Genomic DNA, 11,733 nt, shown 5'->3' on the forward strand with positions numbered 1-11,733 from the left:
GGCTCAGTACATCAGCGCTTCGCCTCGATCGCGTCCCAGATCGCCTTTTCCAGGTGGTCGCCATCGAAGCGCGCGATCTCCTGCAGGCCGGTCGGCGACGTTACGTTGATCTCGGTCAGGTAGCCGCCGATCACGTCGATGCCGACGAAGATCATGCCCCGCTTCCTCAGCTCCGGCCCGATGGCCGTGCAGATCTCCTTCTCGCGGTCGGTCAGCTTTGTCGGCTCCGGGCGACCGCCGACATGCATGTTCGAGCGCGCCTCGCCGGCGGCAGGCACGCGGTTGATCGCGCCCATCGCGACGCCATCGACCAGGATGATGCGCTTGTCGCCCTGCCGCACGGCGGGGACGTATTTCTGGATCACCAGCGGCTCGCGCGAGCGCTCCGTGAACATCTCGATCAGCGATCCGATGTTCGGATCGTCCGGGCGCAGGTGGAACACGCCGGCGCCGCCATTGCCGAACAGCGGCTTCACGATGATATCGCCGTGCTCCTCGCGGAAGGCGGCGATCCGGCGGCGGTCGGCGGTGACCAGCGTCGTCGGCATCAGGTCGGGGAAGTGGGTGACGAACAGCTTCTCGGGCGCGTTGCGCACCTCGGCGGGGTCGTTCACGACCAGCGTCTTCGGGTGGATGTGCTCAAGGATGTGGGTGGCCGTGATGTAGGCCATGTCGAAGGGCGGGTCCTGGCGCATCAGCACGACGTCGGCGCCCGAGCCAAGGTCGAGCTCGACCTCCGCGCCGAAGGTGAAGTGGTTGCCCTTTTCGCGCCGTACCTCGATGGGTTTCGCCCAGGCGGTGACGCGGCCGCCGTGCAGCGCCAAGTCCCGCACATGGTAGTGCCACAGTGCGTGGCCGCGGGACTGCGCCTCCAGCATCAGGGCGAAGGTGGAATCGGCATCGATGTTGATGGATTCGATCGGGTCCATCTGGACCGCGACGCGGAGGCTGCGGGTCATGGGCGCATGTCCTGATCTCAGGTCCGGGGCGGACCGCTTGCCGACTGTCGTGCCACCCTCGCGCGGAATGCGCCAGAGGCCGGCGCTGGGGTTGCGAAAGCAACCATAAGTTGTTTTGCGTTAACATCATGCGATTTGGGGTTAAGCTATGCCGTGGTTATGGCATAGGTTGATGCATCGTTAAGGCGCGCACCGCGTGCCTTTGAGGCGGCAGGATGCCGCGCCCCTCGGTTCCTGAGCTGCGACATGCGCCTGCCGCCCCAGTCCGAATTCCTCTACATCCCGATTGAGGATCCACCGGTGACCGCGCCGGTGGACGTGTTGGTGCTCGGGCCGGCCCCGGCTGATCCGCTGCCGGCCGAAGTGCTGGTCCTTGGCACGGCCCTGGCTGATCCGCTACCGGCGGAGGTGCTGGTCCTCGGCCAAGCCCTGACTGACCTCCTGTCGGCGAACGTCCAGATCCCCAATCCGTCGGCCGGTGACGCGTCCATCCCCGTCCTCGGTGGCGCCGAACCGCCGCCCGGCGCCGGCCCCGGGCTGCCGACCGAGGACGCCTTCCCCACCCTCGCGGAACTCGATGCCATCCTCGCCGCCCATGCCGGCCCGCAAGCCGGCCCGGATGCGACGCAGCGTGCCGAGGTCGCCGCGCTGCTGGGCCTCGACCCCGCCATCGCGGCGGACCCGGACCTCTATGCCGCGGTGATCGGCGCTATGCCAGACCCGAACGAGGATGATGTGCTGCTCATCTGGCTCGCCGAAGCGGGCGCCGAGCCTTGTCCGCCGGAATTCCCGGAGCGGGCCTGCGACTGGCAGGTCGGCTGATCCTTGCCTCGCGCCGAGGCCGCCGATGTCCGCCGGCGATCCGGCGAACGTCAAGCTGGCCGGCGGTTGCGCCCGTCACCTAACAGCTCGGGCAATCGGTCTATCGGCGAGCCGACGCGTCGAGCGCCGGCATGGATCAGCCGGTGGCTGCGGACGGCCGCGGCGTCAGCGCCCGCATCACCACGACGCTCATCACGATCAGGGTCGCGACGCCCAGCGTGACACCAATCAGCCGCTCCGCCACCGGCACGATCGAGGCCGGTGGCGCCGGCCCGACCACCAGCGAGACGATGACACCCAGCCCGCCCTGCGTGCCGATATAGGCGGACGGTCCGCCACCCTGGTGCAGCACGGAGAACAGGAAGATCCCGAGCCCGAGGACGCCGAGCCACAGCATCAGCGATCCATCCGCCAGCCCCATCGCGAGGAGCCCGTAAAGCCCCCCCAGCAGGCAGCCTATGGCCCGCTGTCTTCCGCGATGGCTCAGCGTGCCGAGGTCCCGGTCGAGCACCACCAGCGCCGAGATCGCCATTTGCAGCGGCTGCGGCAGGTCGAAGGCCGACCACAAGAGCAGCACCACCACGCCGATCAGTCCGCCGACCAGTGTCACCACCCGCAATTGCTGCGGCGTCGGTGGCGGGGGGGTCGCGGCCGCGACCCCGGGCGTCGCCGGCAGGATGAGCAGCGCAGCCAACGCGGCACTGGCCACGCCGGTCAGGATCTCCGCCGTGCGGTTCAGCGCGAACTCGAACAGTCCGGCCGGGGACGCTGCCGCCTGCACCAGCACCATGGTCGCCGTGATCGCGCCGAGCAGCCACGCATAAGGCGCTTCCGCCATGTGCCGCGCATAGGTGCCGACCGCGCCGACGCAGAAAACGAACAACAGCAGCAGCAGCGGCTGATCGCGCGACAACCCCACCGCCAGCAGGCCGATGACCAGGCCAAGCACCGTTCCGACGACGCGCTGGCCGGCCTTCACCAGCGTCAGGTGCCGGTCCGGCCCCGCCAGCACCCAGGCCGATATAGCCGCCCACCACGGGTCCGGCAGGCTGAACAGCAGCGCCGCCAGCACGGCCCCGACGACACCCGCCGCGGTAGCCAGCCCGCGCCGCGCGGTCCAGGTGCCCATGCCGTCAGAACCACACCACCACGCGCGCCGTGGCGCCATGGTAGAGCGTCGCATCCCGCGGCAGATCGGGCAGCACGATCTCCACCGGGAAATGCTGCGGCAGCCGGATCCAGTCGGTATCGGGCGGTACGACGGGTAAGACCGCCGTCGTCGAATTGCCCGGCACGGCGCGCACCGCCGGCGCCACGCTGCGCACCCGCCCCCGATGCAGCCGCCACGGGTCGCTGCCAAGCAGCACCCACGCCGTCTGCCCCGGCCGCAGGCGCGCCAGATGCCGTTCGCCGACATTCGCGACCAGTCGCCAGTCGGCATTCGTCACGAGCGTCAGCACGGGCTGGCCGACCGCCAGCATGTCCCCCTGCCGCGCATCAAACGGCGCGATCCGGCCTGCGGCAGGCGCGGCGATGCGCGTCCGCGACAGGTCGTAGGCCGCGCGGTCCAATGCCGCCTGTGCCGCGCTCAACTCGGCCGTGCGAACCTCGATGAGCCGGCGCGCCACCTCGGCGGCGGCCTCCGCGCTATGCACCGCGGCCTCGGCCACCGCCGCGTCGCGCTCGGCATTCTGCACCTGCTCCTGCGGCATGTAGCCGTCTCGGCCCAGCGTCTGGTCACGCGCCAGGGTCGACTCGGCATCGGTGAACCGCGCACGCGCCTGATCCACCGCGGCGTCGGCCTCGGCGACCGCATCCCGAGCCAAGCCGAGTTGCTGCGTAGCGACATCGCGCGCCGCCGTGGCGCTCGCGACGGCCAGCGCGAAGGGGCGGGGTTCGATGGTGAGCAGGGGCTGCGCCGCCGCGATGGCCTGGTCGGTGCGCACCGGCAGTTCGGCGATCGGTCCACTGACCTCCGGCGCAATCCCGACGAGTGCTGCCGTTACGCGCACATCGCCGGAATAGGCGAAGAACAGCGCCGCCCCCTCATAGAGAAGCCAGAGCAGCAGCGCCGCGCCGAGCACGGCACGCAGGACATGGTCCTCGATCCATTTCAGCATGCGGGTTCAGGATCTCCGCGGGAAGTGTAGGGGATGCGGCCGGGGGCGGGCCAGGGGGGCGCTCGGTCGAGCGGGCGCTTGCGGCTGCGGAGAGGGGCTTTGCCCCTCTCCGGACCTCACCCCACCAAAGGCCGAAGGGCCTTTGGAAACCGTTACCTGGCGCGGGCCCCGGCGCAGGCGCGGTTGCCTCGGGCATCCGTTGTGCCCCTCGCCCGGTGCGGAGGTGCTGGAGGCGCTCTCTCCGCCGTGCACGACACCAGGTCGAGGTTTCCAAAGGCCCTTCGGCCTTTGGCGGGGAGGGTCCGGGAGGGGCGGCGCCCCTCCCGGTTCCACCCCGGCAGCGTCAGCCCTTCACCAGCGCCTTCAGGTCCGCTTGCGGCCGCGCCCCGAAATGGGAGATCGCTTCCGCTGCCGCAACGGACGCCCAGCGCCCGCATTCCGGCAGCGGTCGCCCGGCCGTCAGCGCCGCCAGGAAGCCGGCAGCGTAGGCATCGCCAGCGCCGGTGGTGTCCACCACCGTGGTCGGCTCGGCCGAGACCTCGTGCGCCGTCGTGCCGGTCAGAAGTAGGCTGCCCTTCTCGCTGCGGGTGAGCGCGGCGAGGCCGACCTCGGACTGCGCGATCGTCGCCGCCGCCTCGAAGTTGTCGGTCTGGTAGAGAGCGCATATCTCCGCCTCGTTGGCGAAGAGGATGTCGGCCTCGTCGCGGACGAAGCTGCGGAAGGCGTCGCGATGGCGCTCCACGCAGAACGGGTCGGACAGCGTGATCGCCACCTTGCGCCCGTTGGCATGGGCGATGCGCGCGGCGGCACGGAACGCGGCCTGGGCGGCGGGCGGATCGAACAGGTAGCCCTCGAGATACGTCACCTGCGCCGCCGCGATCGAGGCCTCGTCGAGATCGGCCTCCCCAAAGGTCACGCAGGCGCCGAGGAAGGTGTTCATCGTCCGCTGGCCGTCCGGCGTGACGAGGATGAGGCAACGCGCGGTAGGTGCGCCCCCGGTCAGCGGCGGCGTCGGGAAGTGCACGCCCGCGGCGGTGATGTCGTGGCGGAACACCTGCCCCAGCGTGTCGTCGGCGACCTTGCCGAGATAGCCGACCTTCGCCCCCAGGGCGGCCGCGACCGCGCAGGTGTTGCCGGCCGATCCCCCGCTGCTTTCGACGCCGGGGCCCATGGCTGCGTAGATGCGTTCGGCGTCGTCCGGCCCGATCAGCGTCATGCTGCCTTTGGCCATGCCGTGGCGGGCGAGGAAGTCGTCCCCGGCGCGCGCAAGCACGTCCACGATCGCATTGCCGATGCCGAGAATGTCGAGGCTGGTCATGAAGCGCCTTCCGCCATGGGTCTCGCCGCATAGCGGCCTCGCGGCGGCGCGGCAACGGGGCTGCGTCGCGCCTCAAGGCGCGACCAGCCAGACCCAGAACGGCAGAGTCACGATCGAGGCGATGTGCTCGGTCGTCGTGATCGCCGCCATCAGTGGCGCGTCGCCGCCCATGGCCCTGGCCATGACGTAGGAGGTCGCGGCGGTCGGCAGCGCCATGAAGATCACGGCGATGGCGGTGGCGAAGGGCGGCACGCCGAGCGCGACGCAGAGCCCCCAGGTCATCGCCGGCATGACCATGAGCTTGAGCACGCCGGTGACGGCCTGGGTGCCGACGCGGTCGGTGAAGCTGTCGAGCGACAGCGCCGCGCCGACGCACAGCAGCCCCAAGGCGACCGACGCCCGCCCCAGCGTTTGCACCGTGGGCGCGAGGCCCGGCGGCAGCCCGCCCAGCAGCGCGATGAGGAACCCCGTCGCGACCGCCAGCAGCAGCGGGTTCAGCGCGAGCTGCCGCACCACCATCAGCGGCCGCGGTGGGCCCCGCTTGCCGTCGAAGGCGAAGGCGAGTGTCGTCACCACCTGCACGAAGGGCACGATCATGCCGGTGGCCACGGCGCCGAAGCCGGTGCCTTCAGCGCCGAACAACGCGCCGACGATGGCGAAGCCCATCAGGTTGTTGAAGCGGATGCCGCCCTGGAGCACCGAGGTCATCGCGGGATGCCCGTGCCGCAGGGCGCGCGCCAGCAGCACCGACACCACGCTGCCGACCCCCAGCGCGATCCAGATCGCGACCGCGATGCGCCCGAGCGGCAGCGAGGCGAGGTCGAGCGGCGCCAGCGCGGCGACGATCAGCGAGGGCAGCAGGACCCAGTAGATCAGCCGCTCCATGCCGGCCCAGACCGTGTCGTCCCGCAACAGGCGCCGCTTCAGCAGGGCACCGAGGGCGAGCAGGGCGAAGGCGGGGACGAAGGCGTCGAGCCAGGCACTCATGGAAAAGGCTTCAAGCGCGTGGGCCCTGCGTGGTCCAGAGGGCGGGCGCCGAGGCGCCGGCGATGGCGGACAGGCAGGCCCCCTCCGTCACCCCCTCACCCCCGCCAAGTGCACGGGCAGCGGCATGGCCGACGGTCAGCGCCGTGCCTTCGCCATACAGGATGACGTCGAGCCGGCAGGTTGGCGCCTCATAAAGCCAGACCTCGGCGTCGCCTTCCGGCCGGCGGATCGAGGGGTCGCCCAGCATGCGGCGAAGCTGGTCGGCCGATAGGCCCATCAGCGCGGCGGCCGCCGCGGGCGGGGCGCTGCCGCGCAGCCGCGCGGCGCCGGGGGCGTGCACCAGCGGCGTCGCCGCGGCAAGCGAGGGCGCAGCACCGGGCCGGATCGCAGCGGGGGCCTGGGTGCCGGCAGGGTGTGGCGCCATGGCGGGGGGTGCCGGAGCGGCCGCGCCACTGAGCGCGAGACTGGCCTGCGTCGAGGCAAGGGCGTGCTGCAGCAGGGCGGTCGCTTCCTCGTCGCCGCCGGCGCAGCCAGGCAGCAACAGCAGGCTGAGCCAGAGGCCCTGCCACGGCCCGCCGCGCCTTCGCCGCGCGCAGAAAAGGCTTTCGGCATCCATTTCTGACTGCACCGCTGGGCGCCGGGCAACGGGTTCCAAAGGCCTCGGGCCTCCGGCGGGATGGCGTGGAGGGGCGGAGCCCCTCCAATCGCATCAGGCGTCCGCCGGCTCGCTGCTGCGCGGCGCGGGCGCGAGGCGAGCGGTCGGGGCCGACGACGCCTCGGTGATCATCTCCATCTTGCCGGAGAGCTGGCCGCCATCCTCGACCGACAGGCGGCGGGCACGGGCCGTGCCGATCACCCGGCCAGTGGCGCGAATGATCAGGCTGCCATTCACGGTCAGGCTGCCGTCGAAGGTGCCGGCGACCTCGGCGTCCTCGACCTCGACCTCGCCCTTGAAGACGCCGGAATGGTTGATGAGCAGTTCCTGCGCCTGGAGCAGCTGGCTTTCCATCGTGCCGTCGATGATCAGCTTCTCGGCCTCGGTCACCGTGCCCTGCAGGCTGATGCCCTTGCCGACGACGAGGGTGCGGCGGTCACCGTGCTCCGGCCGGGCGGCGGTGCCGCGGGGTGCGGAGGCGCCAGCGACCGGCGCGCCCGGGCGCGCCACGTTGGCGCCGGCGGGGGGCGAGTTCGGCTTAGGGGCCATCGGGCCGGTGGGCTGCGTCGGGGCGGTGGACACGGGTGGCGAAACTCCGGCTGGGCGGAAGGGAGGCACGGCGAGGTCGGGGTCGCGCGCGGCAGGAATCGTTGTCGGCGCGGCGTCCCCCCCGGTGGCGCCAGTGGCCGGTTCGTCCTTGCGGCGGAACAGCGACATCGCAGACTCCCTCGATTCCCTAAAGGGTGACGTGATGCGTATCCGGCTAGCACGCGCCGTTCGCGCGCCACAACGCCGAGGGGCCTCTTATCCCCAGGATTCGCGCTATCACGATGCCGTGGATCGATGAAGCAGATGAACGGCGGCCGCGGTACCGAGCACAGGCACCAGGAGGTTGAGAAGCGGCACCAGCGCCATCAGCGCCAACAGCAGCCCGAGCATCCAGCCTGACGGCCGGACCCGGCGCCAGGCGGCCTGCGCCTGCGGCATGTCCATGCGCAACAGGGCGGTCTGCTGGACCATCCCGGCGCCGAGTGCGGCGGCCGAGATCAGCAGCGCCAGAACGAAGCCTACCACCGGCAGGAAGAACAGCGGCAGCAGGACGATCTGAATGAGCAGCAGGCGCAATCCGAAGCGCAGCCCGAAGGCGACCTGCGCCGCGACCGACGCGCCGCGCGGCGGCGGCAAGCCGGGATAATGCCGGCGCTCGACGGCCATGGCGACCGGTTCCACGAGCTGGGCCGCAATGGCTGCGGCTACGGGCAGGAACAGCCACCAAGCCAGGACGAGCCCGAGCGCCCCACCCGCCGCCTGCGCAATCCAGGACAGCCAGGCGGCGCCGCCGGCGGCGGCCCAGGCCGCGGCCTCGATCGCGCCCCAGGTGAGCAGCGCCAGCGCCACCGCGGCGCCGAGCACCCCGAGCAGCAGCGGCCGGCGGAAGGCCGGATCGCCGATCTGCCCGAGGGCCAGGAAGATCGCGGCAGGCACGCGTCAGGCCCGCCGCCGGATCACGCCGCCTCGCTCTCCGCCCGGCGCGCGTGCTTCTTGCGCTCATGCGGGTCGAGGTAGCGCTTGCGCAGCCGCACGGCAGAGGGCGTCACCTCCACCAGCTCGTCATCCTCGATGTAGGCGATGGCCTGTTCGAGCGACATGCGCCGGGGCGGGATCAGCAGCAGCGCCTCATCCTTGCCGGCGGCGCGGATGTTGGTGAGCTTCTTTTCCTTGATCGGATTCACGTCGAGGTCGTTGTCGCGCGAATTCTCGCCGAGGATCAGGCCGACATAGACCTTGTCGCCCGGGTTCACGAACAGCGTGCCGCGTTCCTGCAGGTAGAACAGCGCGTACTGGATCGCCTCGCCATCCGCGTTGCTGATCAGCGAGCCGTTGCGGCGGCCTTCGATGACACCGGCCCAGGGCTGATAGCCGAGGAACAGGCGGTTCATCATGCCGGTGCCGCGCGTGTCGGTCAGGAATTCGCCGTGGTAGCCGATCAGGCCGCGTGACGGGATGTGGAAGGTCAGCCGCACCTTGCCGCCGCCGGACGGCCGCATGTCCTGCATCTGGCCCTTGCGGATGCTCATCTTCTCGACGACGACGCCCGAGTAGCTCTCATCCACGTCGACGAGCACTTCCTCGTAGGGCTCCTCGCGCTCGCCGGTCTCCGCATTCTCGCGCGTCAGCACGCGCGGGCGGCCGATGGTGAGCTCGAAGCCCTCGCGGCGCATCTGCTCGATCAGCACGCCAAGCTGGAGTTCGCCGCGGCCGGCCACCTCGAAGGCGTCCACTTCCTCGGACACCTTCACCTTGATGGCGACGTTGCCCTCGGTTTCCTTCATCAGCCGGTCGCGGATCTGGCGCGACGTGACCTTCTTGCCCTCGCGGCCGCCGAGCGGGCCGTCATTGATGCGGAAGGTCATGGCGAGGGTCGGCGGATCGACCGGGATGGAGGGGAGCGGCTCGGCCACCTCCGGGGATGCGATGGTGTCGGGGATCGTGGCGTCCGACAGGCCGGCGATGGCAATGATGTCGCCCGCCTTCACCTCGTCCACCGGCACGCGGTCCAGGCCGGAGAAGGTCATCAGCTTGGTCAGGCGGCCGGATTCCACGACCGTTCCATCCTGGCGCAGCACGCGCACCGGCATGTTCAGCTTGGCGGTGCCCTGTTCCACGCGTCCGGTCAGGATGCGGCCGAGGAAGTTGTCCGATTCCAGGATCGACGCATTCATGGCGAAGGGGGCGTCGAAATCGACGTCCGGCGCCGGCACATGCGACAGGATCAGGTCGAACATCGCCGAGAGGTCCTTGCGCGGACCTTCCATCGACGTATCCGCCCAGCCCTGGCGGCCGGAGGCGAACAGCGTGTGGAAGTCGAGCTGCTCATCCGTCGCGCCCAGCGCGGCGAACAGGTCGAACACCTCGTCATGCACCTCGTGCGCGCGGGCATCCTGGCGGTCGACCTTGTTGATGACGACGATCGGCTTCAGGCCACGGGCAAGCGCCTTGGTCAGCACGAACTTGGTCTGCGGCAGGGGCCCCTCGGCCGCGTCGCACAGCACGATCGCGCCGTCCACCATGGACAGGATGCGCTCCACCTCACCGCCGAAATCGGCGTGGCCAGGCGTGTCCACGATGTTGATCTTCACGCCGTTCCATTCCACGGCGGTGGACTTCGCCAGGATGGTGATGCCGCGCTCGCGCTCCAGGTCGTTGCGGTCGAGCGCGCGCTCGGCGACCTGCTGGTTGGCGCGGAAGGCGCCGGCCTGCTTCAGGAGTTGGTCCACCAGCGTCGTCTTGCCGTGGTCGACGTGGGCGATGATGGCCACGTTGCGGATATGGGCGGCGCTCATCGCGGCCTCCTGCTTGTCGGGCGCCACACGGCAAGCCGCACCCCTGCCCCGGTCGTGGGCGGGCGGCGCGACCTTCGGTCAGGCGGATTGTGCGCCGCACACATAGGGCGGCTTCCCCACGAAATCCAGAAAAAAGCTGCGCCCCCGGCGATCGGAGGCGCAAGGCGGCCCGCGGCGTTGGGGGTAGTGGCCGCGGGCCGCCGTGGCGGGGGGACGCATCCGGCGCGGGTGGGGGGAATTGCGCGCCGGTGCTGGAGCCCCGTCACATCCCGCGGGTCATGCCCGCCGCCTCGGCCATCGCCGTGGTGGCAGCCGGAATGTCGCGCCGGCCCAAGGCCATGCGTGCTTCCGCCATCTTGGCAATGACGCCCTCCCGCACCGGGATCGTCTCCGTGCCGGCGATGGTCGACCGGGTCAGGATCTGCGTCTCGGCGCGCTCGATGAGTTCGCTGGCGAGCGGCAAACGACCCTGGCGTGTGGCCTGCTCAGCCTGGCTCAGGAGGCTGCTGACACTCGGTGTGGTGACGCCATCGGCCTGTGCAGCCACGGCGTCCCCGCCATTCAGCACGGCAGCGGGGGCGGTGCTGTTCTGCGCGTAGGCAGGCATCGCGGCCAGCCCAAGCCCGACAACGGCAAGTCGGATCACAGTGAAGCGCATGATATTCTCCTCTCTTCATCCGACCATTGACAGATACCGTCGAAACCGGGCGCTTCCATGGCCAAGACCCGACGGTCTGGTTCGAGGAGGCTGACTTCTCCGTTACCTGAACTTTACCACCGCTGTCGCGGCGGATGGTGGTCGGCATCTCCTCTCTGCTCGGTCGGAGGGAGAACGTCACGCCCGGCGATTGGTTGCGGACGGACGCTGCGTCGCCGCGCGGGAGCACGCGTGGCTGCGGTTAGATCACGATGGAGCGGGCCCGCTTGCGCGAGGAACGCTTCTACCGCTGCTGGAATCCCGTCGGGGTCAACGTGAAGCGCCGCAGGTCGATCCCCTGCCACTGCGTCACCGCCTGGGCGACTTCCGTGCGATACGCGGCCACCTGGCCGCCGCCGGCCTGGTGCAGATCCTGGTTGCGCGCGGCCATCGCCATGGCGTGGAAGGCGAGGGTCTCGGCCGTCGCCTGGCGTTCGGCCGGGCCGAGCCGCGACATCGCCTGGTTGCCGGCGAGCATCTGGCGCGCCTGACCGCGCACGGCGGCGATGCCGGCCGGCTGCGCCAGGACGTCCCCGCCCGTCGCGACTTCCCAGGCGATCAGATAGAAGGCCGCGACCACGTCGGCCAGGTCGCGCGGGTCATAGCCGTGCTGGCGGAGCAGCTGGTCGAACTCCTCCCAGGGCCGGCCCGATGTCACGGCCGCGCGCAGCGCGTCCGGGTTCGGGCTGGTCGGCAGGGCGGAGGCGAGTACCTGCTGCCGGACGCGGGCGGTTACCGCGGGGTCGTTGCCGAAGGCCGTCGGGCTGTGCAGTGCGGCCGGCGCGCCCGCGGGCGGCAGCGGCGCGGGCTTGCCGCCCGGCAGCAGCATCG

At 70.7% G+C, this 11,733-nt stretch carries 12 protein-coding genes; 1 reads left to right on the forward strand and 11 read right to left on the reverse strand.

Features of this window, described 5'->3' with window-relative positions:
• Positions 1 to 11: 11 nt before the first annotated feature.
• Positions 12 to 959 carry a glutathione synthase gene (gshB, locus tag GXW78_RS22900; protein ID WP_211871223.1) on the reverse strand — a complete coding sequence of 316 codons (948 nt, stop codon included), beginning with the start codon at positions 957 to 959 and terminating at the stop codon, positions 12 to 14.
• Between the two features lie 246 nt (positions 960 to 1,205).
• Here gshB and GXW78_RS22905 point away from each other — a divergent pair, with 246 nt between their 5' ends.
• Positions 1,206 to 1,781 carry a hypothetical protein gene (locus tag GXW78_RS22905; protein ID WP_211871224.1) on the forward strand — a complete coding sequence of 192 codons (576 nt, stop codon included), beginning with the start codon at positions 1,206 to 1,208 and terminating at the stop codon, positions 1,779 to 1,781.
• Positions 1,782 to 1,917: 136 nt separating this feature from the next.
• On the opposite strand, the gene GXW78_RS22910 is transcribed toward GXW78_RS22905, so the two are convergent.
• The 10 genes from GXW78_RS22910 to GXW78_RS22955 all read right to left on the reverse strand — a co-directional run.
• The gene (locus GXW78_RS22910) at positions 1,918 to 2,910 is read right to left on the reverse strand and encodes an FUSC family protein (RefSeq protein ID WP_211871225.1); all 993 of its coding nucleotides are present in this window, start codon (positions 2,908 to 2,910) and stop codon (positions 1,918 to 1,920) included.
• 4 nt (positions 2,911 to 2,914) lie between these two features.
• Positions 2,915 to 3,901: an HlyD family secretion protein gene (locus tag GXW78_RS22915; protein ID WP_211871226.1), complete on the reverse strand. Its 987-nt coding sequence runs from the start codon at positions 3,899 to 3,901 to the stop codon at positions 2,915 to 2,917.
• Between the two features lie 343 nt (positions 3,902 to 4,244).
• Positions 4,245 to 5,219, reverse strand: a complete 975-nt coding sequence (locus tag GXW78_RS22920) for an adenosine kinase (protein ID WP_211871227.1) — start codon at positions 5,217 to 5,219, stop codon at positions 4,245 to 4,247.
• A 72-nt stretch (positions 5,220 to 5,291) separates the two neighbouring features.
• Positions 5,292 to 6,206, reverse strand: a complete 915-nt coding sequence (locus GXW78_RS22925) for an AEC family transporter (RefSeq protein ID WP_211871228.1) — start codon at positions 6,204 to 6,206, stop codon at positions 5,292 to 5,294.
• Positions 6,207 to 6,216: 10 nt separating this feature from the next.
• Positions 6,217 to 6,822: a hypothetical protein gene (locus GXW78_RS22930; RefSeq protein WP_211871229.1), complete on the reverse strand. Its 606-nt coding sequence runs from the start codon at positions 6,820 to 6,822 to the stop codon at positions 6,217 to 6,219.
• A gap of 93 nt (positions 6,823 to 6,915) precedes the next feature.
• Positions 6,916 to 7,578, reverse strand: coding sequence for a bactofilin family protein (locus tag GXW78_RS22935; protein WP_211871230.1), 663 nt, complete (start codon positions 7,576 to 7,578; stop codon positions 6,916 to 6,918).
• Positions 7,579 to 7,686: 108 nt separating this feature from the next.
• Entirely contained in the window at positions 7,687 to 8,346 is a 660-nt protein-coding gene (locus tag GXW78_RS22940; RefSeq protein ID WP_211871231.1) for an EI24 domain-containing protein, read from the reverse strand.
• 20 nt (positions 8,347 to 8,366) lie between these two features.
• Positions 8,367 to 10,205: a translational GTPase TypA gene (typA, locus tag GXW78_RS22945; protein ID WP_211871232.1), complete on the reverse strand. Its 1,839-nt coding sequence runs from the start codon at positions 10,203 to 10,205 to the stop codon at positions 8,367 to 8,369.
• A gap of 262 nt (positions 10,206 to 10,467) precedes the next feature.
• Positions 10,468 to 10,863 carry a hypothetical protein gene (locus tag GXW78_RS22950; RefSeq protein WP_211871233.1) on the reverse strand — a complete coding sequence of 132 codons (396 nt, stop codon included), beginning with the start codon at positions 10,861 to 10,863 and terminating at the stop codon, positions 10,468 to 10,470.
• 283 nt (positions 10,864 to 11,146) lie between these two features.
• The coding region (locus GXW78_RS22955) for a DUF6683 family protein (protein WP_211871234.1) at positions 11,147 to 11,733 on the reverse strand (587 nt) is incomplete at its 5' end.

The organism is Neoroseomonas terrae, assembly GCF_018129025.1.
Lineage (GTDB): Bacteria > Pseudomonadota > Alphaproteobacteria > Acetobacterales > Acetobacteraceae > Neoroseomonas > Neoroseomonas terrae.

Excerpts from the sequence above, each read along its gene's own strand:
- gshB (WP_211871223.1), bottom strand. The coding sequence starts at position 959 with ATGACCCGCAGCCTCCGCGTCGCGGTCCAGATGGACCCGATCGAATCC.
- GXW78_RS22905 (WP_211871224.1), top strand. The coding sequence starts at position 1,206 with ATGCGCCTGCCGCCCCAGTCCGAATTCCTCTACATCCCGATTGAGGAT.
- GXW78_RS22910 (WP_211871225.1), bottom strand. The coding sequence starts at position 2,910 with ATGGGCACCTGGACCGCGCGGCGCGGGCTGGCTACCGCGGCGGGTGTC.
- GXW78_RS22915 (WP_211871226.1), bottom strand. The coding sequence starts at position 3,901 with ATGCTGAAATGGATCGAGGACCATGTCCTGCGTGCCGTGCTCGGCGCG.
- GXW78_RS22920 (WP_211871227.1), bottom strand. The coding sequence starts at position 5,219 with ATGACCAGCCTCGACATTCTCGGCATCGGCAATGCGATCGTGGACGTG.
- GXW78_RS22925 (WP_211871228.1), bottom strand. The coding sequence starts at position 6,206 with ATGAGTGCCTGGCTCGACGCCTTCGTCCCCGCCTTCGCCCTGCTCGCC.
- GXW78_RS22930 (WP_211871229.1), bottom strand. The coding sequence starts at position 6,822 with ATGGATGCCGAAAGCCTTTTCTGCGCGCGGCGAAGGCGCGGCGGGCCG.
- GXW78_RS22935 (WP_211871230.1), bottom strand. The coding sequence starts at position 7,578 with ATGTCGCTGTTCCGCCGCAAGGACGAACCGGCCACTGGCGCCACCGGG.
- typA (WP_211871232.1), bottom strand. The coding sequence starts at position 10,205 with ATGAGCGCCGCCCATATCCGCAACGTGGCCATCATCGCCCACGTCGAC.
- GXW78_RS22950 (WP_211871233.1), bottom strand. The coding sequence starts at position 10,863 with ATGCGCTTCACTGTGATCCGACTTGCCGTTGTCGGGCTTGGGCTGGCC.